The 22,923-nt window shown below is 61.0% G+C and carries 18 protein-coding genes and 1 tRNA gene; 16 read left to right on the forward strand and 3 right to left on the reverse strand.

Annotation, left to right across the window (positions count from 1 at the left end; genetic code table 11):
* The 3 genes from JK202_RS09470 to rho all read left to right on the forward strand — a co-directional run.
* On the forward strand, positions 1 to 485 hold a 485-nt coding region (locus JK202_RS09470; RefSeq protein ID WP_211560496.1), incomplete at its 5' end, for a gluconate 2-dehydrogenase subunit 3 family protein.
* A gap of 14 nt (positions 486 to 499) precedes the next feature.
* Positions 500 to 2,029 (forward strand): GMC family oxidoreductase, encoded by a 1,530-nt coding sequence (locus JK202_RS09475; protein WP_211560774.1) that lies wholly within the window; start codon positions 500 to 502, stop codon positions 2,027 to 2,029.
* Between the two features lie 276 nt (positions 2,030 to 2,305).
* Positions 2,306 to 3,607 carry a transcription termination factor Rho gene (gene rho / locus JK202_RS09480; RefSeq protein WP_211560497.1) on the forward strand — a complete coding sequence of 434 codons (1,302 nt, stop codon included), beginning with the start codon at positions 2,306 to 2,308 and terminating at the stop codon, positions 3,605 to 3,607.
* Between the two features lie 92 nt (positions 3,608 to 3,699).
* Here rho and JK202_RS09485 read toward each other — a convergent pair whose 3' ends face one another.
* Entirely contained in the window at positions 3,700 to 4,146 is a 447-nt protein-coding gene (locus tag JK202_RS09485; protein WP_086647993.1) for a methylated-DNA--[protein]-cysteine S-methyltransferase, read from the reverse strand.
* 463 nt (positions 4,147 to 4,609) lie between these two features.
* On the opposite strand from JK202_RS09485, the gene JK202_RS09490 reads away from it, so the two are divergent.
* The 11 genes from JK202_RS09490 (at position 4,610) to JK202_RS09540 (ending at position 17,938) form a co-directional block, all read left to right on the forward strand.
* Positions 4,610 to 6,883, forward strand: a complete 2,274-nt coding sequence (locus tag JK202_RS09490; protein ID WP_211560498.1) for a PQQ-dependent dehydrogenase, methanol/ethanol family — start codon at positions 4,610 to 4,612, stop codon at positions 6,881 to 6,883.
* 29 nt (positions 6,884 to 6,912) lie between these two features.
* Positions 6,913 to 8,346, forward strand: a complete 1,434-nt coding sequence (locus JK202_RS09495; protein WP_211560499.1) for a cytochrome c — start codon at positions 6,913 to 6,915, stop codon at positions 8,344 to 8,346.
* Between the two features lie 114 nt (positions 8,347 to 8,460).
* Entirely contained in the window at positions 8,461 to 9,774 is a 1,314-nt protein-coding gene (mnmE, locus tag JK202_RS09500) for a tRNA uridine-5-carboxymethylaminomethyl(34) synthesis GTPase MnmE (RefSeq protein WP_211560500.1), read from the forward strand.
* Between the two features lie 3 nt (positions 9,775 to 9,777).
* Positions 9,778 to 11,634 carry a tRNA uridine-5-carboxymethylaminomethyl(34) synthesis enzyme MnmG gene (mnmG, locus tag JK202_RS09505; RefSeq protein ID WP_211560501.1) on the forward strand — a complete coding sequence of 619 codons (1,857 nt, stop codon included), beginning with the start codon at positions 9,778 to 9,780 and terminating at the stop codon, positions 11,632 to 11,634.
* Positions 11,631 to 12,212, forward strand: coding sequence for a 16S rRNA (guanine(527)-N(7))-methyltransferase RsmG (rsmG, locus tag JK202_RS09510; protein WP_211560502.1), 582 nt, complete (start codon positions 11,631 to 11,633; stop codon positions 12,210 to 12,212). Before mnmG ends, rsmG begins: the two co-directional genes overlap by 4 nt.
* Positions 12,202 to 13,005, forward strand: coding sequence for an AAA family ATPase (locus JK202_RS09515; protein WP_211560504.1), 804 nt, complete (start codon positions 12,202 to 12,204; stop codon positions 13,003 to 13,005). Before rsmG ends, JK202_RS09515 begins: the two co-directional genes overlap by 11 nt.
* 6 nt (positions 13,006 to 13,011) lie before the next feature.
* Positions 13,012 to 13,887: a ParB/RepB/Spo0J family partition protein gene (locus tag JK202_RS09520; protein WP_211560505.1), complete on the forward strand. Its 876-nt coding sequence runs from the start codon at positions 13,012 to 13,014 to the stop codon at positions 13,885 to 13,887.
* A 118-nt stretch (positions 13,888 to 14,005) separates the two neighbouring features.
* Positions 14,006 to 14,081, forward strand: a tRNA-Lys gene (locus JK202_RS09525).
* A 296-nt stretch (positions 14,082 to 14,377) separates the two neighbouring features.
* Positions 14,378 to 16,081, forward strand: a complete 1,704-nt coding sequence (locus JK202_RS09530; protein WP_249199924.1) for a CHASE2 domain-containing protein — start codon at positions 14,378 to 14,380, stop codon at positions 16,079 to 16,081.
* Positions 16,078 to 16,452 (forward strand): hypothetical protein, encoded by a 375-nt coding sequence (locus JK202_RS09535; protein ID WP_211560509.1) that lies wholly within the window; start codon positions 16,078 to 16,080, stop codon positions 16,450 to 16,452. Before JK202_RS09530 ends, JK202_RS09535 begins: the two co-directional genes overlap by 4 nt.
* Position 16,453: 1 nt before the next feature.
* On the forward strand, positions 16,454 to 17,938 hold the full coding sequence (locus JK202_RS09540) for a M48 family metalloprotease (RefSeq protein WP_211560511.1): 1,485 nt from the start codon (positions 16,454 to 16,456) through the stop codon (positions 17,936 to 17,938).
* Positions 17,939 to 17,986: 48 nt separating this feature from the next.
* On the opposite strand, the gene JK202_RS09545 is transcribed toward JK202_RS09540, so the two are convergent.
* Both JK202_RS09545 and JK202_RS09550 read right to left on the reverse strand, forming a co-directional pair.
* Positions 17,987 to 18,673 carry a histidine phosphatase family protein gene (locus JK202_RS09545; RefSeq protein ID WP_211560513.1) on the reverse strand — a complete coding sequence of 229 codons (687 nt, stop codon included), beginning with the start codon at positions 18,671 to 18,673 and terminating at the stop codon, positions 17,987 to 17,989.
* Positions 18,670 to 20,718, reverse strand: coding sequence for a hypothetical protein (locus JK202_RS09550; RefSeq protein ID WP_211560515.1), 2,049 nt, complete (start codon positions 20,716 to 20,718; stop codon positions 18,670 to 18,672). Before JK202_RS09550 ends, JK202_RS09545 begins: the two co-directional genes overlap by 4 nt.
* Before the next feature lie 196 nt (positions 20,719 to 20,914).
* Here JK202_RS09550 and rfbB point away from each other — a divergent pair, with 196 nt between their 5' ends.
* Positions 20,915 to 21,970, forward strand: coding sequence for a dTDP-glucose 4,6-dehydratase (gene rfbB / locus JK202_RS09555; RefSeq protein ID WP_211560517.1), 1,056 nt, complete (start codon positions 20,915 to 20,917; stop codon positions 21,968 to 21,970).
* Between the two features lie 20 nt (positions 21,971 to 21,990).
* Positions 21,991 to 22,857: a glucose-1-phosphate thymidylyltransferase RfbA gene (gene rfbA / locus JK202_RS09560; RefSeq protein ID WP_211560777.1), complete on the forward strand. Its 867-nt coding sequence runs from the start codon at positions 21,991 to 21,993 to the stop codon at positions 22,855 to 22,857.
* The last annotated feature ends 66 nt before the right edge of the window (positions 22,858 to 22,923 follow it).

A 22,923-nucleotide genomic window follows, 5' to 3' on the forward strand; every position in this document is an offset into this window, starting at 1 on the left:
CCCTCGACGAAATCCTCCCCCCCGGGACCGACATCAACATGACAGCCCGGATCGACACCGCCCTTTCCGGTCCGCGTGATGGCTGGCGCTTTGCGGACCTCCCGCCGGATGCCGAAGCCTGGGAAGCCGCCCTTCTCACACTCGACGACGTGACATTCGAGCAGCACGGACTCCGCTTCATCCATCTGGCCCCGGACCTGCGCGGCACGCTGCTCGACGCCCTGATGGACGGGCAGATCGGCCTCGAACGCGACGGCCGCCTCACCGCGCCCCAGATGAAACGCTGGGCCGAAGACCTTCGCGGCGAAGTCGTGGACTGCGTCATGAGTGACCCGCGCATCCAGCAGGCGCTCGGCATTTCCTCCAGCCTGACCGGCGGAGACACCGTCTTTCAGGGCTTCACGAACGTCGGCCCCGACAGCCACGAAGATTTCGAGCCCAACGCCACCGCGCCCCTCGCCCAGATGGCAGACTCCACGCAATGAGCAGCACATCCGTCATGAAGACATTCGCCGAAACGGACATCGTTGATGCCCTCATCATCGGCAGCGGTGCCGGTGGCGCGCCGCTGGCCGCAGAACTCGCCCGCAACGGTAAAACCGTCGTGGTGCTCGAAGCCGGTCCCGCCTTCACCGCCATGGGCCACACACCCGACGAAGTGGCGGCCCGCGAACTGTACTGGCTGCATGAACGCCTCTCCGCCGGCACCAACCCGCAGGCTTTCGGCGGCAACAACAGCGGCACCGGCCTCGGCGGCTCCCTGCTGCATTATGGCGCCTTCATGCCCCGCATGGACGCCCGCGACTTCCATCTGCACACCGAAACCGGCAGGGGCGTGGACTGGCCCTTCGGTCTGGACGAACTCCTGCCCTATATCGAGCGCGTGGAATCCTTCATCGGCGTCTCCGGCCCGGCCTCCTATCCGTGGGACCCAAGCCGCCGCTACGCCTACGCGCCCCCGCCCGCCAACTCCGCCGCGCTGAAAATGCGCGAAGGCTGTGACGCGCTCGGCCTGCGCCACGCCGACGGCCCGGCCGCCCTCATCACCCGCGATATCGAACAGCCGCATTTCGGCACCCGCCATGGCTGCGCGAACTGTGGCGCCTGTCATCAGGGCTGCCGCAACGGCGCCAAATCCGGCGCGGACAACACCTGGCTCCCCATGGCTGTCGCCCATGGTGCCGAACTCCGCCCCGGCTGTTTCGCCCACACGATCGAGCGCGACAGTTCCGGCCGCGTGACCGGCGTGGTCTATCAACAGAACGGCGTCGAACACCGCCAGAAATGCGCGACCCTCGTCCTCGCCGCCGGTGCCGTCGAAACCCCGCGCCTGCTCCTGACCAACGGCCTCGCCAACAGTTCCGGTCAGGTCGGCCAGAATTACATGACGCATGTCTCCACACAGGTCTGGGGCGAATTTGACGAGGATATCCGCCCCAATCGCGGCTACCCGTCCCTGACCATCACCGAAGACATGATGCGCCCGAAAGACGCGGATTTCGTTGGCGGCTATCTGGTGCAGTCACTGGGCATGATGCCCGCGACCTGGGGGCAGAACCTCGCCCGCAGCACCACAACACGCGGGCCGGCCTTCGCCCGTGCGCTTGCCGGATACAACCGCTCCGCCGGCATGGGCATCAATGGCGAATGTCTGCCCCGCCCCGAAAACCGCGTGACGCTTTCGGACGAGAAAGACGCGTTTGGCATCCCCAAGCCCCTGATCGAACATTCCTACGGCCCCAACGAATGGGCCATGCACCACCACGCCGCCCGCCTGCTGACGCAGATGTGGGAGGCTGTCGGCGCAAAGGACATCCGCGTCATCGACCGTGCCGCCCACATGATCGGCACCTGCCGCATGGGCACGGACGCAGGCAGCAATGTCGTGGATCCGGAAGGCCGCAGCTTCGATATCGACAACCTGTGGATTTCCGATCACTCGATCTTCCCCAGCGCCGCCGCCGCCAACCCCGCACTGGCCATCATGGCCCTGTCCCTGCGCACGGCGGACGCCATGCTGAAGATATGATTGAAATCTGACATAGATCAAAGTGATCCGGAGCCTGCGCAGGAGTCTTGACACTGCTTCGCGCGCTCCGGTAAGCGAAGGACGACTTTCCGGTGACGTCCTGTCACCCGGTCTCCCTTTCCTTACGGATGCTTCCTGCTTCCCTCGTCCTGCGAAATCCTCACAGATCACCGCCTGACACAAGCAGTTCCCGTTCAGTGGCCCCGCCTTCTGTACGGTCGCGCATCCCTCCCCCTATCAGGTCTGCCACTACCGGCACATCAAGGCGCGTCTTTCATGCATCTTGCCGAACTCAAGAAAAAATCCCCAGCCGACCTTCTGGATTACGCAGAGGAACTGGAGATCGAGAACGTCTCGTCCATGCGCAAGCAGGACATCATGTTCGCCATCCTCAAGACCCTTGCCGAGCGCGATCAGGCGATCTACGGCGAAGGAACGCTCGAAATCCTGCCAGACGGCTTCGGTTTCCTGCGCAGCCCGGAAGCCAACTATCTTCCCGGCCCTGACGACATCTACATCTCCCCCGCCCAGGTCCGCCGCTTCGGCCTCCGCCCGGGTGACACGGTTGAAGGCCAGATCCGCGCTCCGCGCGACGGCGAGCGCTATTTCGCGCTGCTGAAGGTCAACACCATCAACTTCGAGGCTCCGGAAACCGTCCGGACCCGCATCAACTTCGACAACCTCACGCCGCTTTATCCCGAGCGTCGCCTGAAGATGGAAGTCGAACAGTCCGAACCCGCCGTCACGGAGTCCTCTCCGCGCGGCCGGGGCAAGAAAGACCAGCGCGACTACACCCCGCGCGTGATCGATCTCGTGACGCCGATCGGCATGGGCCAGCGCGCCCTGATCGTCGCCCCGCCCCGCACCGGCAAGACCGTGATGCTCCAGAGCATCGCAGCGTCCATCTCCGCCAACCACCCCGAAGTGTTCCTGATCGTCCTTCTGATCGACGAACGCCCGGAAGAAGTGACGGACATGGCCCGCTCGGTCCGTGGCGAAGTCGTCTCCTCCACCTTCGACGAACCGGCAACGCGCCACGTCCAGGTGACGGAAATGGTGCTGGAAAAGGCCAAGCGCCTCGTCGAGCACAAGCGCGACGTGGTCATCCTGCTGGATTCCATCACCCGTCTCGCCCGCGCCTATAACACCGTCGTCCCCTCCTCGGGCAAGGTGCTGACCGGCGGTGTGGACGCCAACGCCCTGCAGCGCCCCAAGCGCTTCTTCGGTGCTGCGCGTAACATCGAGGAAGGTGGTTCGCTGACGATCATCGCCACAGCCCTGATCGACACGGGCTCGCGCATGGACGAAGTCATCTTCGAAGAGTTCAAGGGCACCGGCAACGCCGAGCTCATCCTGGACCGCAAGCTGGCCGACAAGCGCACCTTCCCCGCCATCGACATCACCAAGTCGGGCACGCGTAAGGAAGAGCTGCTGGTCGATCGCGCCGAGCTGTCCAAGATGTGGGTCCTGCGCCGCATCCTCGCGCCGATGGGCACGATGGACGCCATGGACTTCCTGCTGGACAAGCTGAAATACAGCAAATCCAACCAGGACTTCTTCGACGCCATGAACAACTGATCCCGGATCAGCACGGCCGATACGAAAAAAGGGGAGCTTCGGCTCCCCTTTTTTGTGACGCGGTGTTCTTGAATGGAAGGAAAGCGTACCCCTTAAAGAACGCCTTCCAGATGCAGCATAGCATGCTTGTCAGCGATGCCCCCAAGTCCTGAATACCCGCCGAGTCCGGCACGTCCGACAACGCGGTGACAAGGGATCAGAATAGGGATCGGATTCGCCCCAACCGCCCCGCCAACCGAGCGCGCGGATCCGCCAACCTCGGCCGCAATATCCGCATAGGTCCGTGTTTTCCCATAAGGAATCCGACGCAGCGCGTCCCAGACCTTCTGGCGGTACGGAGTCCCGTAGGGACGGTACGGCAGGGTATCGAAATCGACCGATTCCCCGTCGAAATAGCGCTCCAGAAGGTCGCGGGCTTTCAGAAGGAGTGGAGTCTCCTCCTGATCGCGCCCCCAACCCCAGTCCAGAGCGACGATCTGGCCCTCATCTTCACTGATGGTAAGGGCCCCGAAAGGTGAGTGGCAGGATAGCTGTGGCATGAACGACACGGTGCCCGACCCGCTCAAAACCGTCAATCCGGCTGCGTTGCCATCATAACGAGACTTTTTAGCCATGCGCTATGCGCATACCGAGACATGGCAATATGCACAAAAAACATACAGGACCGCTTATGTAGGCTTTCCAGCAATATTCTGTAATGTGTTGGAAAACTGCCATTTTTTGTATCAGAAATGCGACAGGAGGTTTTCCGGAACGGCACTGTAATTATTTGGTGAGCCGCATCACAACCCTTTTCGGAGCATGCCACCCCAATCCCTCACGGAAACGTCAGAAGCCGTGTTTGTCTTAAGCAATAAAATAGGGTCAGTAAGTTCTCATGCTGACGGTGTCCGGTACTGATCGTTGGATTGAGAGGATGAAGATTTCCTTCGCTCCTTTCAAGACTTCACAGGTCCAGAATATCACAGCGGAAACAGTCTTTACAAAAAGGACAGTTGGATCATGACTTCTGGTCTACTGACGCCGATCAAGGTTACGAAAAAGCGCCTTCTCAGCTGCGCCGCCGCTCTGGCGTTTTCAGCAGCTGTGCCTGTCGCTTTTGCGCAGGAAGATACCGGCACAGCAATTACAAGCTCCGATAATGGTGGCCACGCCGGGGACTGGCTGTCCTACGGCCGCTCCTATTCCGAGCAGCGCTACAGCCCGCTCGACCAGATCAACACGAGCAATGTCGGCAAGCTGAAGCTCGCCTGGCACTTTGATCTGGACACGAACCGCGGCCAGGAAGGCACTCCCCTGATCGTCAATGGCGTCATGTACGCCACGACCAACTGGAGCAAGATGAAGGCGCTGGATGCAGCGACCGGCAAGCTTCTGTGGGCCTACGATCCCAAGGTTCCGGGCAACATCGCCGACCGCGGCTGCTGTGACTCCGTGAACCGTGGCGCAGCGTACTGGAACGGCAAGGTCTATTTCGGCACGTTCGACGGACGCCTGATCGCGCTGGACGCCAAGACCGGCAAGCTGGTCTGGAGCGTCTACACGATCCCCAAGGAAGCCCAGCTCGGCCACCAGCGCTCCTACACGGTTGATGGTGCCCCCCGTATCGCCAAGGGCAAGGTCCTGATCGGTAACGGCGGCGCAGAATTCGGCGCCCGCGGCTTTGTCTCCGCTTTCGACGCCGAAACCGGCAAGCTCGACTGGCGCTTCTTCACCGTCCCGAACCCCGACAACAAGCCCGACGGCGCAGCATCCGACGACATCCTGATGTCCAAGGCCTACCCGACCTGGGGCAAGAACGGCGCCTGGAAGCAGCAGGGCGGCGGCGGTACCGTCTGGGATTCGCTCGTCTATGACCCGGTGACGGATCTCGTCTACCTGGCCGTCGGCAACGGCTCGCCGTGGAACTACAAGTTCCGCTCTGAAGGCAAGGGCGACAACCTCTTCCTGGGCAGCATCGTCGCGATCAATCCTGACACCGGCAAATACGTCTGGCACTTCCAGGAAACGCCGATGGACGAGTGGGATTACACCTCCGTCCAGCAGATCATGACGCTCGACATGCCGGTCAACGGCGAGATGCGCCATGTCATCGTGCACGCTCCGAAGAACGGCTTCTTCTACATTATCGATGCGAAGACGGGTAAGTTCATCACCGGCAAGCCCTACACCTACGAGAACTGGGCCACCGGCCTGGATCCGGTCACGGGTCGCCCGAACTACGTGCCTGACGCCCTGTGGACCCTGACGGGCAAGCCCTGGCTCGGCCTTCCGGGTGAGCTTGGTGGCCATAACTTCGCTGCCATGGCCTACAGCCCGAAGACGAAGCTGGTCTACATCCCGGCACAGCAGATCCCGCTCCTGTATGATGGCCAGAAAGGCGGCTTCAAGGCGTATCATGACGCCTGGAACCTCGGCCTCGACATGAACAAGATCGGCCTCTTCGACGATAACGATCCGGCCCATGTCGCTGCCAAGAAGGACTTCCTGAAGGTCCTCAAGGGCTGGACGCTGGCCTGGGATCCCGTGAAGATGGCACCAGCCTTCACGATCAACCACAAAGGTCCGTGGAACGGTGGTATCGTCGCCACGGCCGGTAACGTGATCTTCCAGGGTCTGGCGAATGGTGAATTCCACGCCTACGACGCCACGAACGGCAACGATCTCTATTCCTTCCCCGCACAGAGCGCGATCATTGCTCCGCCCGTGACCTATACGGCCAACGGCAAGCAGTACGTCGCGGTTGAAGTGGGCTGGGGTGGCATCTATCCGTTCCTGTACGGTGGCGCAGCCCGCACCTCCGGCTGGACGGTCAACCATTCCCGCGTGATCGCCTTCTCGCTCGACGGCAAGGACACCCTGCCGCTCAAGAACGAGCTCGGCTTCACCCCGGTCAAGCCGGTTCCGACCTATGACGAGGCCCGTCAGAAGAACGGATACTTCCTGTATCAGACGTTCTGCTCGGCCTGCCATGGTGACAACGGCATCTCCGGTGGCGTTCTGCCTGACCTTCGCTGGTCTGGTGCCCCGCGCGGCAAGGAAAGCTTCTACAAGCTCGTTGGTCGCGGTGCCCTGACGGCCTACGGCATGGACCGTTTCGACACGTCCATGACGCCTGACCAGATCGAGGACATCCGCAACTTCATCGTGAAGCGCGCCAACGAATCCTACGACGACGAAGTCAAGGCTCGTGAAAACTCAACAGGCGTTCCGGGCGATCAGTTCCTCAATGTCCCGCAGTCCACGGCCGATATTCCGACCGCGGATCACCCCTGAGGCAGCGGTTTGCATAAGGAGCACGTGACATGCTGAACGCATTAACCCGGGACAGGCTATCTGAGATGAAACAGGGATGGAAATTTGCGGCCGCTATTGGCCTTATGGCGGTGTCTTTCGGCGCCGCCCATGCCCAGGACGCCGATGACGCCCTGATCAAGCGTGGCGAATACGTCGCCCGCCTGTCGGACTGCATTGCCTGCCATACGGCCCTGCACGGACAGCCCTATGCGGGCGGTCTGGAGATCAAGAGCCCGATTGGCACGATCTATTCGACCAACATCACGCCGGACCCGGAACACGGTATCGGCAACTACACCCTGGAGGACTTCACAAAGGCCCTCCGCAAGGGCATCCGCAAGGATGGTGCAACGGTCTACCCGGCCATGCCCTATCCTGAATTCGCCCGTCTGTCCGATGACGACATCCGTGCGATGTATGCATTCTTCATGCACGGCGTGAAGCCGGTTGCCCAGCAGAACAAAGCACCAGACATCAGCTGGCCGCTCTCCATGCGCTGGCCGCTGGGCATGTGGCGCGCCATGTTCGTTCCGAGCATGACGCCGGGCGTGGACAAGAGCATCAGTGATCCGGAAGTTGCCCGCGGCGAATATCTCGTCAACGGACCGGGCCATTGCGGCGAATGCCATACACCCCGTGGCTTCGGAATGCAGGTCAAGGCTTACGGCACGGCTGGCGGCAACGCCTATCTAGCCGGTGGCGCACCGATCGACAACTGGATCGCGCCGAGCCTGCGCAGCAACAGCGACACGGGTCTGGGCCGCTGGTCTGAAGATGATCTCGTGACCTTCCTCAAGAGCGGCCGCATCGACCACTCCGCCGTCTTCGGTGGCATGGCTGACGTGGTGGCCTACAGCACGCAGCACTGGTCCGATGACGATCTGCGCGCCACGGCCAAGTACCTCAAGAGCATGCCGGCCGTGCCGGAAGGCAAGAACCTCGGTCAGGATGACGGCCAGACAGTCGCTCTGCTGAACAAGGGTGGTCAGGGCAACGCCGGTGCGGAAGTCTATCTTCACAACTGCGCCATCTGTCACATGAACGATGGTTCTGGCGTCAACCGCATGTTCCCGCCGCTGGCTGGCAACCCGGTCGTCCTGACGGATGATCCGACGTCGCTCGCCAATGTCGTGGCCTTTGGTGGCATCCTGCCCCCGACCAACACGGCACCGTCCGCTGTTGCCATGCCCGGGTTCAAGAATCACCTCTCCGACCAGGAGATGGCCGATGTCGTGAACTTCATGCGCAAGGGCTGGGGCAACAACGCTCCGGGAACCGTGTCCGCTTCCGATATCCAGAAGCTGCGCACGACGGGTGCACCGGTCTCCACCGCTGGCTGGAACGTCTCCAGCAAGGGCTGGATGGCCTACATGCCGCAGCCTTACGGCGAAGGCTGGACCTTCTCCCCGCAGACCCACAGCGGCGTGGACGAAGCTCAGTAAGCTTCCCACTCCCTGTCAGTCTGAGAGAAAGGGCGGATCGGAAACGATCCGCCTTTTTTCGTGTATGCGCGCAGGGCATTTCACCGCAGGGCCACCTGCACTACATAGAAACCCATGACGCGCTCATCCCTCCCGGACGCCCCCGACACCACCCCGCAGGTCATTTTCGCACTGGCCACGGGTCCCTCCCGCGCCGCCATCGCGATCATGCGCGCCAGCGGTCCCGGCAGCGATGCGATTCTGAAAGCGCTCTGCAACGGACGTCTCCCGGAACCCCGCCGCGCCAGCCTGCGCACCCTGCGCCATAACGGAGACGTGCTCGATCACGCCGTCGCCCTCTGGCTCCCCGGCCCCAGTTCCTACACTGGCGAAGACGGCTTCGAACTGCACCTGCACGCTGGCCCCGCCATCATCGCCCGCGTCGCCGACGCCCTGACTGATCTGGGCGCCCGCCCGGCCGAACCGGGCGAGTTCACCCGTCGCGCCGTCCAGAAAGGCCGTCTGGACCTGCTTCAGGCCGAAGCCATTGCCGACCTTGTGGACGCCGAAACCGAAAGCCAGCGCAAACAGGCGCTGCGTCAGGCCGATGGCGCCCTGAGCCGCCTGTACGATGACTGGGCACAGCGCCTGCGTCTCGTCCTCGCCCATCAGGAAGCCCTGATCGATTTTCCCGAGGAAGATCTGCCGCAGGACGTGGAGGATGGTCTGGTCGCGGAACTCTCAAAGCTCCAGACCGAGATGTCCGCCCATCTTCAGGACAATCGCGGCGAACTCATGCGTCAGGGTCTGACGGTGGTAATCGCAGGCGCTCCAAATGTCGGAAAATCAAGTCTTCTCAATGCGTTATCCGGAACAGACGCTGCCATCGTCACCCACCGTGCGGGTACCACACGGGATGCCATCGCGCTCGACTGGGTTCTGGACGGTGTCCGTCTACGGCTGATCGACACGGCAGGCCTGCGCGAGACCGAAGACGAAATCGAGGCCGAAGGCATCCGCCGCGCATTGTTTCACGTGAAACAGGCCGATGTTGTGCTGCACCTGATCGGCCCGGACGAGAGTATCGACTCTCTTTCAGGGCAGGAAATTCCCGTCCGAACGAAAATCGACATCGCGCCCGCCCCGCCCGGCATGTTAGGGATCAGCACACAGTCCGGCGAAGGCCTCGCTGCGCTGCGTCAGGTTCTGTCCGAACGGGTGGCCGAACTCATGGCCGGTTCCGCCGCGCCGCCGCTGACCCGCGCCAGACACCGCGCCGGAATCCAGGAGGCCGCAACCCATCTGGACCGCGCACGGACCGCAGCATGGCCGGAACTGCGGGGCGAAGAACTCCGCCTGTCCATGCTGGCTCTGGGGCGTCTGACGGGACGTGTTGATGTTGAATCCCTGCTCGATGCGATTTTCGGGCAGTTCTGTATCGGGAAGTAGGTTTTGAGCGATTTCGATGTCATCGTGATCGGCGGCGGTCATGCCGGATGTGAAGCCGCGGCGGCATCGGCCCGCTTTGGCGCGCGCACCCTGCTGCTCACCCATCGGCTTGAAACGATCGGTGCCATGTCCTGCAACCCGGCGATCGGCGGGATCGGCAAAGGCCATCTCGTGCGCGAAATCGACGCGCTCGACGGCCTGATGGGCAAGGCCGCAGACCGCGCGGGCATCCATTTCAAACTGCTCAACCGCTCCAAGGGACCAGCCGTTCACGGCCCCCGCGCTCAGGCCGACCGCTCGCTCTACCGCGCCGCCATTCAGGATCTGCTTGCCGCCACGCCGAACCTGACGATCCTCGAAGGTGCCGCCGGAGACCTGATCGAGGACAACGGCCGCATCACCGGCCTCATCTGCGAAGACGGCCGTACCTTCCGCTGCGGTGCCGTCGTGCTGACCACCGGAACCTTCCTGCGCGGCGTCATCCATGTCGGCCACACCCAGACGGAAGCCGGACGCATCGGAGAAGCTCCGGCAAAGCGTCTGGGCGAACGGCTCTATGCGCTCGGCCTGCAAATGGGCCGCCTCAAGACCGGCACACCGCCGCGTCTGGCCAAGGACAGCATCGACTGGGAGAACCTCCCGGCCGATCCCGGCGATGCCGAACCCGAGGCTTTCAGCCCCATGACGACGGCCATCACCAACCCGCAGGTCGTCTGCCGTATCAGCCAGACCACGGCCGAGACCCACAGGATCATCAACGAGAACCTGCACCGCTCGGCCATGTATGGGGGCGCCATCGCCGGTCGCGGCCCGCGCTACTGCCCGTCCATCGAGGACAAGGTGGTCCGCTTCGCCGAGCGCACATCGCATCAGGTCTTTCTCGAACCCGAAGCCCTACCGGGCAATCCGGGCGGCGATCTGGTTTACCCCAACGGCATCAGCACCAGCCTGCCCGCCGATGTGCAGGCCGCCATGATCGCCACCATGCCGGGTCTGGAAAACGCCCGCATCGTCACGGCAGGCTATGCGGTCGAGTATGATTACGTGGACCCGCGGGAGCTTCTGCCCTCCCTGCAACTGCGCCGCCTGCCGGGCCTGTATCTGGCCGGACAGATCAACGGTACGACCGGTTACGAAGAAGCCGGCGCACAGGGCCTGCTTGCAGGCCTGAACGCCGCCCGCGCGACCGCTGGAAACGAGGCGCTGACGCTGGAGCGGAGCGAGGCCTATCTCGGCGTCATGATCGACGATCTGACCCTGCACGGCATCAGCGAACCCTATCGCATGTTCACCTCGCGCGCCGAATATCGCCTGACCCTGCGCGCCGACAACGCCGATCTGCGCTTAACGCCAAAGGGCATCGCCGCAGGCTGCGTCCTCTCCGAACGCGAAACCGCCTTCACCGCCCAGAAGGCAAAACTCGACGCCGCCATGACCCGCGCCGCCGGAACAACCTTCCTGCCGCAGACCCTGCGTGACCTTGGTTTCGAAGTCTCTCTGGACGGCCGCAGACGCACGGTGCTCGACGTTCTCGCCAGCAACGGCGACCACACAATCCTGAACGCGCTGGCCCCGTGGTTCGGTGAACTTCCACTGCGTGTCCGCCGCCATATCGAGACCGAAGCCCGTTATGGCGGCTATCTTCACCGGCAGGATCGTGAAATTCGACAGCTCGCATCCGAAAGTGCCATCGCCCTTCCGGCCGATCTGGATTACACTGCCATCGGCGGCCTGAGCAGCGAAATGCGCGAGCGCTTTTCCCAGTCCCGCCCGACCAGTTTCGCCGCAGCACAGCGCGTGCGCGGGGTTACACCTGCCGCGCTGGTCGCCCTGTTGGCCCATGTAAGGACCCTGTCATGACCACCGTTTCACGTGAAACACATGAGAGGCTGGAGCGCTTTGCCGACCTGCTCGTGCAGTGGAACGCAAAGATCAATCTCGTCAGCCCGCGTGACATCGCCCAGCTCTGGCCCCGTCATATCGAAGACAGCCTCCAGCTTGCGGAACTGATCCCCGAAGGCGCGACCATCACCGATCTGGGTTCGGGCGGCGGTTTCCCAGGCATCATTCTGGCCATCGCCACGGGAAATCCGGTCACCCTGATCGAATCAGACCAGCGCAAATGCGCCTTCCTGCGGGAAGCCGGACGCATCTGCGAGGCCAAGGTCACGGTCATCGCCAAACGTATCGAAGCCGCCAGCCCCCCTCCGGCCGACATCATCACGGCCCGGGCGCTGGCTCCTCTTAACAAGCTCCTCGAATGGGCACGGCCCCTGCTGAAGGAAGACGGGTTCTGCCTGTTCCTGAAGGGTCAGAAAGCGCAGGCCGAGTTGACCGAGGCAAGCGCCGACTGGCACATGAGCCACAGCATTATTCCCAGCCGCACCGACCCCGGCGGAGCCATCATCAAGGTCAGTGATTTCAAGCGTGTCGTCTAAAACCGAATCCCCCACCACCCGGATCATTGCCGTCACCAACCAGAAGGGGGGCGTCGGCAAGACCACCACCACCATCAATCTGGCAGCCGGTCTGGCCCGTCAGGGACAGCGCGTCCTGCTCGTGGATCTGGACCCGCAGGGCAACGCCTCCACCGGGCTAGGCATCGACTACGACCAGCGCAACACCGGCACCTATGCCGCGCTGATGGTGGAAGCCGAACCCCACGCCCTGCCCCAGCCGACCGCGTTCGACAACCTCGCGATCATCACCGCCAATAACGAACTGGCTGGCGCCGAGCTGGAAATGATCGGCGACGAACGTCGCGAATACCGCCTGCGCGATGCCCTGCACGCTCTGCAAGGCGAGTACGACACCATCCTGATTGACTGCCCGCCGAGCCTCGGCCTCCTGACGCTCAATGCGCTGGTCGCGTCTGACAGTGTGATCGTGCCGCTGCAATGCGAGTTCTTCGCGCTCGAAGGCATCAGCCAGCTCGTCCGCACCATCGACCGCGTGCGCCGCGCCTTCAACGCCGATCTTCATCTCGAAGGCATTGTCCTGACGATGTATGACCGCCGCAACAACCTGTCCGAACTTGTGGCGCAGGACGCGCGCGGCTTCTTTGGCGATCAGGTGTTCGAGACGCTCATTCCGCGCAACATCCGCATTTCCGAAGCCCAGAGCCACGGCAGCCCCGTACTGGACTATGACGCCCGCTCCACGGGTGCCATCGCGTATCTTGCGCTGGCGGACGAACTGATCAAACGCAACAAGAACAAGGCAAAGGCGTAACCGGCGATGGCCAAAAAGGACAGTTCCCCGCGGCTTGGTCGCGGCCTCGCGGCCCTTCTGGGCGATCAGGCCCCGCAGCTCGCCCGCGCCACGCGCGCGAATGCTCCGACACAGCAGCATTCGTCCCTGCCGGTGGATGTTCTGGCCCCGAGCCCCTTCCAGCCCCGACAGGACATGAACCCCGAGCGCCTGTCCGAACTGGCTGATTCCATCCGCTCACGCGGCGTCCTGCAACCGCTGCTCGTCCGTCCCGATCCAGAGAAAGCGGACCATTACCAGATCATCGCCGGTGAACGCCGCTGGCGCGCCTCACAGCTCGCAGGCCTGCACAGCGTCCCCGTCCATATCCGCGAACTGGACGATACGGACGCCATGGCCGCAGCCCTGGTCGAGAACCTTCAGCGCGCGGATCTCAACCCGATCGAAGAAGCCGAGGGCCTGCAACGCCTGGTCACGGACTATACCCTGACGCAGGAAGAACTCGCCGGCGCCGTGGGCAAGTCCCGCCCGCACATCACCAACACCATGCGTCTGCTCAACCTGCCGCCGGAAGTCCGCGTGCATGTCCGCAATGGTGACCTCACGGCCGGTCATGCCCGCGCCCTGCTGACCCACCCCGATCCGGTCGCCGCCGCAAAGATCGTCATCGCCCGTGGCCTCAACGTGCGCCAGACCGAAGCCCTGACCGGCGGCAAACATGCACAGACACCGGCCAAAAAGGCCCGGGACGCGGAAATCCTGCAGATCGAAAACGACCTGTCCTCCCGCCTCGGACTGAAGGTCCATATTTCCTACAATGGAAAAAAGGGCGGCTCCCTGAAGATCGATTATACGTCCCTTGAGCAGTTCGAGAGCGTCATGCGCCTGCTGAACCGGAATTAAGTTGTTGAAATAAAAGCGTTTTCATATTTTCAGCACCGAACTGCATGAAAAGATGAAAAACCCCTTGCGGCCTGCGGCAGAATCCCGCTATAAGCCGCTCCACCGGTAGACGGGCCATGGGCACATAGCTCAGTTGGTAGAGCAGCTGACTCTTAATCAGCGGGTCCAAGGTTCGAGCCCTTGTGTGCCCACCATGCCCGTCTCCGGTATTTCCTGAAAAAATTTTATAGACAGAATACGCTCCCCGTTAATATGCGGGGTTTTTGCGCTTGGGCAATTTTCAGAAAACACCCCTTCATTCCGGTTAAGACACGTTTTTGCGTGATAGAGCGAAAATTAAACTTGATTTTCCATATTGCAATTTTTACAAACTGCAACAGTGAGTAAAACAGATGAAACCGTGCATAAAAATCATTTATCCCGCCCCGCAGCTTCTATTGTTAATAGAGCCTTAAAATATCGCTCTGCCCTTTACGTCGTCATGATGGTGATGTTCTGGGTCGTCTATAAATTTTTCGATCCACTTTCCTTGGAAAGTGCCACAAAAAATTCATCTGCGCAGTTTTTCTCAGCCATTACTGCACCTTTCTATGGGCTTTCTTCTCCACGCTCTCATGAGCGCGTGGCGGTTGTGGCTATCAATGACCCAACCTTACAGACATTCGATGCTGCTCTTCCCCTGTCTTACCAGCGGCAGGTCTTCATCCTCCGGCAGATTCTGGAAGCTGATCCCGCCGCAATCTATGTTGATTTCCGTATGGCCTATGAACATACGGATGAATCACTGACGCAGTTCCAGAGCGTTCTGGATGAAGCAAAGTCGAAGCACATTCCTATTTTCTTCGCACGGGGCGAAGAAGGTCACGATCAGATCCATCTCCCTGCACCACTTGGTGATGTCGAAAGCTATAGCAACGCTCTTAAAGCCTCCTCTGCCTATCCTTTGCTGTTCGAGACAGAAGAAGGCCCCCAGGAGGGAGGCGAGCGCGTAAACGAAGACGCAAAGCCACAGGCAAACGCCGCTTTCGACGTCTACCGCAGCCTGTGCACATCCACATGGTCAGGACAGTGCGGGTCGTTTCATGAAGACGATTTTCGCAGCCCCATGATCATCCAGTGGGGCCTGCATGTGGACCCAGCCCAGACACAAGTCAGTTCACTGGACAATTCTCCCCGCAATGCCTGCGCCGTGCCGTTCTCGGGCGGGTTCTTCTGCAGAAGTATCGTACAGTCCTTCACCCTGGGCTTCCGGGCATTCTGGGGCAGTTCGCGCGACTACGAAGTCGGACATGCCTATTATCCGCTGACCATTGGCGCACATCAGCTGGACGAGCGCGGTCTGGGCACCCCTGCTGGAAGCCCTCCCCTGTCGCATTTGCTGAAAGGCCGCGCGGTCTTCTACGGAACGGACATCCGCGACCAGCATGACGACACGATCATTCCCTTTCTGGGCCGTGTTCCGAATGTCGTGCTTCATGCCATGGCCTTCGACAATCTCGTCACCTACGGCAGCAACTATTTCCAGGAACCCCCTGAACTGGAACTTGGTCGAGGCATCCATATCGGATGGGCGGAAATCTGCGAGTTCGTTCTGTGGCTCATATTTACAGGCTGGATGGCTTTCAAGTTCTACTACAGCCATCCCGAAGTCCCCCACGGTCGCGGGGCCAAGCTGCGCCACAATATCCGGCGGAGAAGCAGGAATTTCCTGTCTCTGCCCCTTCCTGTCATCGCAGTCGTTCCCGCAATATTCTGCACGGGCCTCGCTGCTTTCGACCTGTCCCACCTGCCTGTCCTCCGCAACTGCGCGGACGAAGCCCTTCTTTATGTCTGTCTCTTCCTTGTTCTGCTTGGAACGCTGGTTCTTTTGCGGCACTCGGCTCAGGCTCCCCAGTCAGAAGACGCGGAACACGGTGCGGAAGAGTCCGAAGCGGAAAAAGCCGAGAAACTGCGCCTGGGCTTCTGGGCGCATCTCGCTCTGCTCACGAGCCTGACCGGTATCGTCTTCGCCCTGAACGAACTCTTCATTCAATGGCCAAATGCCGACTGGATCGGATTTATCCTGCTCTGGCTGGCCGTTGGTGAATCCTGTGAATCAACGGGATTTGTCCTGACCTTCGTCAATTTTCTCTGTCGTCAGCTGCATGCCCTCACATCAGAGCGCGTGCCAAACTCCGAAAGCAGCTCTCAATGAAAAAGATCCTGTCTCTTGGCCTTTTGTGCGCCACCATTCTGGTCTCTCAGGCTCAGGCGGCGTCAACGCCTACAGTCAGTGGCGTCTTTGAAAAAACCGTCCACGCGTTTTCTGAAAGCCATGCCCCTCTCGGCCAGATTCCAGCCTCTGATCTGATGAACCAGCCGGTCGTCGGCACGGACGAAGAGACGGGACTGCTGAAGGTCCAGACTGCACAGGGTGTGGTTCTGGTCGCCCGCGCTGCCGTCAACACGACGATGGCAGCGGCCGCTCCGCGAGAAACATCCTGCAGCTATATCGGATCGCTTTCAGCTTCCGGAACGGGGTCGTCCTCGGGCTTTGCCAGCAAGTGCAAGCAGGCTGGTCACTGACATGAAGAAATTCCTGGCCCTCGCAGGCACACTGTCCCTTCTGGGATGCAGTACATCGAACCCCGGCATCCCCACACAGGGCACCTATATTTCCCATATCACGCCACCTGTCTCTTACCCGCCCCGCCCCCCCCTCCAGAAACTGATCTTTCCCCGAAACACCCAGATTGAAGGCGTCGTCGTCGATCCGGCCGTGACCGTCTACCTGGAACAGATCCGTGACCGCCTTCTGGCACAGTGGACCGGACTGAAGCCAGAAGCGCCTATCTTCCTGAGCGTGGACGAACAGTTTTCGTCGGATGTGTCTCCGGCAGGCGCCATGTTTATCAACGCCGGCATGATCCAGTATTTTGCTGACAACCCGGACACACAGACCGAAGACGCATTCGCTTTCATCATTGCCCACGAACTGTCCCATATTCTTCTGGGGCATGCCGCTGACAAAGCCGGGAACAAGAAGCTCGAACAGAGATTCTCAGGCGTCGGTGAACTCGGGACCATGGTCGCCGCAGCTGCGGGCGGAAGCGCAGTTGCCGGAAGCGCCAAAACGGCACTGTTTTCGCTATATGGCGCCCATGCCATCGGTGAATATGGCGGCTTTCCAAGCTGGAGCCGCTCGCAGGAAGAAGAAGCAGATACCCTTGCGGTCGACCTGATGGCCAAGGCCGGATATTCGGTTTCCATGGCGGAAACTTCGCTGGAGGCTCTCAATACAGCCGACCAGCGCGATGCTGCCGAAGCGGCGTTGAAAGAGAAGGCCGCTCAGGAAAAAGCCCAGAAAGACGCCGAGAAAAACCAGCAGAACAATCTGGCGGGCGCAGTGCTGAATCCCATTCTGACGCCTGGCGTTTCGCTTCTGGGGTCTGGACTGGGCTATGTTGGAAAGGGTCTGGTCTACGTCAATCTCGACCATCCGCATGCGGCTGAACGCAGGGAAGAACTGTCCCATTACATTGATCGCAATTACGCGGACCTGATCCCGGCTCTTCACAAGGCGCCGTTCCAGAAATGGATCCGAAGCCGGAACGTGCAGAATTTTCTACATGAAAGCCAGGCCATCAATGATGTTGCCAACATCGCTCCGACCAACAACTGGCAGAAAAGCCGCCAGCTTCTGGCCGGGATCGGTGCGCCCGTGCGCTCAAGCCAGATATGGCTCTATTTCAATATCCTGACGGAAGCCAAAACTGGCCAGAACAAACAGGCCATTGCAGACCTTCAGGCCGCCGCCGAGCGCGACGATGTTATTCTGGCCATCGTCTCCGCGTGGGCCGCTTATCTCGAAAGTCAGGGCAAGGCAGATGACGCCCTAGCCTATCTGGCGCAGGAACAGAAACTGTTCGACGATCCGAGTACGCTGCCCCAGCAGATTAAGATCGCGAAAAAGGCCAAAGAGACCATCACTGTCGACCAGCTTGTTGTCGAGTGTCAGATGACCGGTATCGACAAGCTCCAGCAGGCTTGTTCAGCCGCCTCCAAGTCCTGATACAATTCATGAAGGAGAGAAATCCTGTATTTCTCTCCTTCATGTTATTCAGCCCCTGAAATCAGGCAGTTCGTTAACCGTCACGACGCGCCACAGACAGTCGATACGCTCCAGAATTGTGATGGACAGGTTCTGGATCGAAAAGCGCAGCGCCGTATCGGGATGAACGCTCAGCGCATGCGCCAGAGCCGCCCGGATAGCCCCGCCATGGCTGACAATCACCATGTCCTGACCTTCGTTCGCATTTGCCAGATCTTCAAGCCCGTGCCCGACACGCGCGCAGACATCCAGCATGCTCTCGCCGCCCGGCGGCAGTTCACAGGCGGAAATGGACCAGAACGGATTGGGCGGCAGACGCAGCAGGGATGTGAACGCCGTATGCGGCGTGCCATGCCACTCCCCGATCGACTGCTCGATGAAGCGGCCGTCAATCGTTACATCCTGCGAAAACGCGCCCGCCTTACGGATTTCGGCTGCAGTATCCTGCGCCCGCTGCAACGGCGAACTGTACCACAGCGCCTCCGTCGGCAGACGCCGCGCCAGTGTGGCATAGCCGCCCTGCTGGCTCGCCATCGCCTCGCGGCACAGCGGCACATCGAGCGCGCCATACATCGTTTTGCGCGCACTGGCTTCCACGACCGCATGGCGGATCAGCCAGAACCGGGTCACGCCCTTCGGCAGTTCCGGCGTATCGAGAAAATGCCCATGCGGGACCGCTTTGTCTGTCTGGGTCATGACAAAGGGGCGTAACGGGGGACAGGGTTCGCGTCCAGCAGAACATCCCAGTGCTTCAGGATCAGCTCCAGTTTTCCCAGAACCCGGCGCGCATCCATGCTTTCGCGCTGCAACCGACGCTCCTCGTCCAGCCCTTCATGCGATGGCTCGCCCGAGACCAGTCGCGCCCCTGCACACAGACGCAGCGCTCCCGCCGGACCGTCCAGCATCGGGTGCGGCACCGGCACCGGCTGCCCCAGCACACAGAGCAGACTGCTTTCCCCTTCCGTCACCCAGGGCGACAGATCCGCATTCAGCCAGCGATGCAGCTTTCGCGCATCTTCCAGTGCGAGGGGCTGACCTGCTGCATGAGGATCTTGCACCAGAAAAGGCAGGATGGTCGGCACCGCATCCCACAGACCATCATCAAAAGGCGTTCCCATAGGTAGCATGCTCAGAGCCGGCCGGCTCTGCACCATGGCAACGGCCTCCGTCATGAACCGCGTCAGGCGACTGCGGATGACCGGATCGGGAAGCGCAAACAGCGCATCCATTTCCGCAAGTGCTGCATACCAGCGCAAGGCAAGACCAATATTGTGACCATTATTAAGGGCCGAGGCATCCGCACCTTCCGGCCATTCGTCCCGGTTGCCATAAGCCCGAAGGCCCTTCGGAAGGGACAGGGACGGCAAACGACTGCGAATCCCGGGAGGAAGAAGAATGGCCCCACAGAAAGGAGGCCCGGTAAAGAACTTGGAGCCGGTCACCATGACCATGATCCCCTGCTCCACCCAGTCCGCCACCCGCGACGGACTCAGCCGCGCCTGACAGACATCGACAACGACGCTGAGCTGATCCCCCAGTTCGCTACACAACTCCCAGACAAGATCCATGTCCGGCGCCGCCAGACCTGTCTTGGACTGGTCCAGCCGATGCAGCAGCACCTGCCGCCCCTCAGCCGCCTCCCGCCGCACCAGTGCCGCACATTGCGCATTGATTTCAGCAACCAGTCGCGCAGTGCCGTCAGCGGCGCGGATATCAACACCGATCAGCCGCGTCTCCGGCGAGAATCCTTCAATCACTTCGCCCTTGCCCACCAAGGTGGAACACGCACTATCCGTCGCGAAATGCCGCCCACAGGCCGCAAGAGGCACACCGCTGCCCGTTTCATCAGGCGCCAGAAGAATGGACGTCACCGGCCGCTGCGTTCCGGCTGCCACGAGCGCCAGAACGGCCAGTTCGCAGTCGGTCCCGGACGCAGACAGCAGAACCGCATCTTCCGGCAGGCCATAATGCGCACCGATCGCCTCGCGGGCCCGGCGCACGACACCTTCCTGCACCAGATCCGGGTCCTGCTTGGCCAGCAGCGCACTCATCATTGCGCGTCGTGCGGATTCTGCCCCCCCAAAACCCCGTTCGGACAACGACGAAGCCGTCGATGACCCAAAAGTGATCGCCCAGGGGCGGGGACGATGGGAGCTTGCATACCGGTTCAGCCCGGTACGCGGATCAACAGCCAGACGGGAATCCCCGCCGCCGCTCATCAAGGTCTCGGCAGGAGCCAGAACCGGCCAAAGGCGGGTGAGGACTCCGTGAAGCCGCTCAGCCTCATGCGGCGTGAGGGGCGGCAGTTCCGGCAGGAATGCGCTTAATGTCTCCCAGCTTTGCAGAAGAACCGATGCGTCCGGAACATCATCACTGAAAACCGCAAGCCAGGTCGGAAGCGGTGCCACCTCTCCCGCATCAAGCGCATGAAACAGCGCTGCCACGCGGGCTGCGGCAAAACTGGCCAGAAACGGATTAGCTCCCGGTTCAAGCAGGCGCATCAGTTCGATGGCATGGCGCAGAAAGGTCGGTGCAAGACGCGGCGCCTCAAGGCACAGGCTGCCCAGTTTGAGTGTCGCCGTTCGCAGACAGAAAGGCTCTCCTGGCTCCAGCGTTCCCTCAACCCTGAACGGGAGCGGCAGTGACACATCCAGTATCGGGACCAGTCCGTCCGCAATTACCCGAAGATCGGGCCGCTCCAGGACATCCGTCAGGGAACGTGTCAAAGTATCAGCCAGCATGCCTGCCCCTCCTGCCTCCGCACGCCTGTGGGATTAGCCCATCAATCCAGACAGCGCGAGAGGTGAAACCATTTCCCAAAATGACCTGCCCGAAGGCTTAAGAAATGTTTCGTCGTTATTTGCGCTGTTTCAACAACGCTGTAAGATAAAACTGCTCTACCGGGGTCAGACCCCTGATCAATATCATGAGGTTCAAATGCGGATTTTGCTGACAGGCGGCTGTGGTTTCATAGGATCGGCCGTCGTACGCCACCTGATCCGGAATACCGAACATTCGGTTTTGAATGTTGATTGCATGACTTATGCAGCGTCGGAAGACACTGTCAGTGAAGTCGCAGACGATCCCCGGTATTCCCACGCCCGCGCAAATATCGTGAATGGCGTGGAGATGCAGCGCCTGTTCGAGGAATACCGCCCGGACGCCGTCATGCATCTCGCTGCCGAAAGCCACGTGGACCGCTCGATCGACGGCCCCGGCGTTTTCATTCAGACAAATGTCGTCGGCACTTACTCCCTGCTTGAAGCCGCCCGGAAATACTGGAACACGCTGGGAGAAGCCGAAAAGAAGGCCTTCCGCTTCCATCACATTTCCACGGACGAAGTCTTCGGCCATCTGGAGCCGAACGACCCGCCGTTTACGGAAACCACCCCGTACGATCCCCGCAGCCCGTATTCGGCATCCAAGGCCTCGTCCGACCATCTGGTCCGTGCCTGGTTCCACACCTATGGCCTGCCGACCTTCGTGACCAACACGACCAACAATTACGGCATCTGGCACTTCCCCGAGAAGCTGATCCCCCTGGTCACGATCAACGCCATCGAAGGCCGCGAACTTCCGGTTTATGGCAAAGGCGAGAACGTCCGTGACTGGCTGTTCGTCGAAGACCATGCCGAAGCACTGGTCCGCGCTGTCGAAATCGGCAAGCCGGGTGAAACCTATGCCATCGGCGCCCGCCAGCCCCGCACGAATCTTGAAGTCGTCAAGAAGATCTGCGCCGTCCTCGACGAGCTCCAGCCCGACCCGGCTGGCCCGCGCGAGCGCCTGATCCGCTTCGTCACCGACCGCCCCGGCCATGATTTCCGCTACGAGATCGACCCGTCCCACGCCGAGAAAGAACTCGACTGGAAAGCGACGCACGATTTCGAAAGCGGCATTCGCAAGACCGTTCAGTGGTATCTCGACAACCGCGCCTGGTGGGAAGGAATCCGCTCCAAGCGCTATACAGGCCAGAGACTGGGAGCCAGCAAGTGAGCACCATCGAAACAAAGCCCATGAAGGGCATCATTCTCGCCGGCGGTTCAGGCACACGCCTCTATCCGATGACGCTCGCAGCTTCCAAGCAGCTGCTGCCGGTCTATGACAAGCCGATGATCTACTATCCGCTCGCCACGCTGATGCTGGCGGGAATCCGGGATATCATGATCATCACGACCCCGCATGACATGCCGCAGTTCCAGCGTCTTCTGGGCGACGGCTCGCAGTTCGGCGTGACGTTCGAATACCGCATCCAGCCGTCTCCGGACGGTCTGGCACAGGCATTCCTGATCGCCGAAGACTGGATTCAGGGTGCACCCTGCGCACTGGCGCTGGGCGATAACCTGATCTTCTCCGAACATCTCGGCGTTCTGCTCCGCGCGGCCTCGAACCGCCCGCAGGGTGCCACGGTCTTCGCCTATCAGGTCCGTGATCCAGAGCGTTATGGCGTGGTCTCGTTCGACGAAAGCGGCCGGGCCCTGAAGGTCGAGGAAAAGCCAACCCATCCGGAATCCCACTGGGCCATTACCGGACTGTATTTCTACGATCACCGCGTCGTCGACTTCGCCAAGAAGGTGAAGCCCAGCCCGCGCGGCGAACTGGAAATCACCGATCTCAACCGCATGTATCTCGAAGAGGGCACCCTTCAGGTGGACCGTCTGGGCCGTGGCTGTGCATGGCTCGATGCCGGCATGCCCGATAGCCTGATGCAGGCAGGAACCTTCGTGCAGACCATCCAATCCCGTCAGGGCATGCTGGTTGGTTCTCCCGCCGAAGTGGCCTTCCGCAACAAATTCATCAACGCCGACCAGCTTCGCGAACATGCGAAGAAAATGGGCAAGACCGAACTGGGTCGTCTGCTTCTGGAACTGGCTGACAGCTGATTTTTTTTACATGGTTCCGGCTTTCCGCATCTCCTAGCAGCCGGAACCATCCTTTTCATGACAAAT

Origin of the sequence: Gluconobacter sp. Dm-62 (assembly GCF_018256155.1) — a bacterium.
Taxonomy (GTDB): Bacteria; Pseudomonadota; Alphaproteobacteria; order Acetobacterales; family Acetobacteraceae; genus Gluconobacter.

Excerpts from the sequence above, each read along its gene's own strand:
- JK202_RS09540 (WP_211560511.1), top strand. The coding sequence starts at position 16,454 with ATGAAGAAATTCCTGGCCCTCGCAGGCACACTGTCCCTTCTGGGATGC.
- rsmG (WP_211560502.1), top strand. The coding sequence starts at position 11,631 with ATGACCACCGTTTCACGTGAAACACATGAGAGGCTGGAGCGCTTTGCC.
- rho (WP_211560497.1), top strand. The coding sequence starts at position 2,306 with ATGCATCTTGCCGAACTCAAGAAAAAATCCCCAGCCGACCTTCTGGAT.
- rfbA (WP_211560777.1), top strand. The coding sequence starts at position 21,991 with ATGAAGGGCATCATTCTCGCCGGCGGTTCAGGCACACGCCTCTATCCG.
- JK202_RS09485 (WP_086647993.1), bottom strand. The coding sequence starts at position 4,146 with ATGCCACAGCTATCCTGCCACTCACCTTTCGGGGCCCTTACCATCAGT.
- JK202_RS09550 (WP_211560515.1), bottom strand. The coding sequence starts at position 20,718 with ATGCTGGCTGATACTTTGACACGTTCCCTGACGGATGTCCTGGAGCGG.
- JK202_RS09535 (WP_211560509.1), top strand. The coding sequence starts at position 16,078 with ATGAAAAAGATCCTGTCTCTTGGCCTTTTGTGCGCCACCATTCTGGTC.
- JK202_RS09545 (WP_211560513.1), bottom strand. The coding sequence starts at position 18,673 with ATGACCCAGACAGACAAAGCGGTCCCGCATGGGCATTTTCTCGATACG.
- mnmE (WP_211560500.1), top strand. The coding sequence starts at position 8,461 with ATGACGCGCTCATCCCTCCCGGACGCCCCCGACACCACCCCGCAGGTC.
- rfbB (WP_211560517.1), top strand. The coding sequence starts at position 20,915 with ATGCGGATTTTGCTGACAGGCGGCTGTGGTTTCATAGGATCGGCCGTC.
- JK202_RS09490 (WP_211560498.1), top strand. The coding sequence starts at position 4,610 with ATGACTTCTGGTCTACTGACGCCGATCAAGGTTACGAAAAAGCGCCTT.
- JK202_RS09475 (WP_211560774.1), top strand. The coding sequence starts at position 500 with ATGAAGACATTCGCCGAAACGGACATCGTTGATGCCCTCATCATCGGC.
- JK202_RS09530 (WP_249199924.1), top strand. The coding sequence starts at position 14,378 with ATGTTCTGGGTCGTCTATAAATTTTTCGATCCACTTTCCTTGGAAAGT.
- JK202_RS09495 (WP_211560499.1), top strand. The coding sequence starts at position 6,913 with ATGCTGAACGCATTAACCCGGGACAGGCTATCTGAGATGAAACAGGGA.
- JK202_RS09520 (WP_211560505.1), top strand. The coding sequence starts at position 13,012 with ATGGCCAAAAAGGACAGTTCCCCGCGGCTTGGTCGCGGCCTCGCGGCC.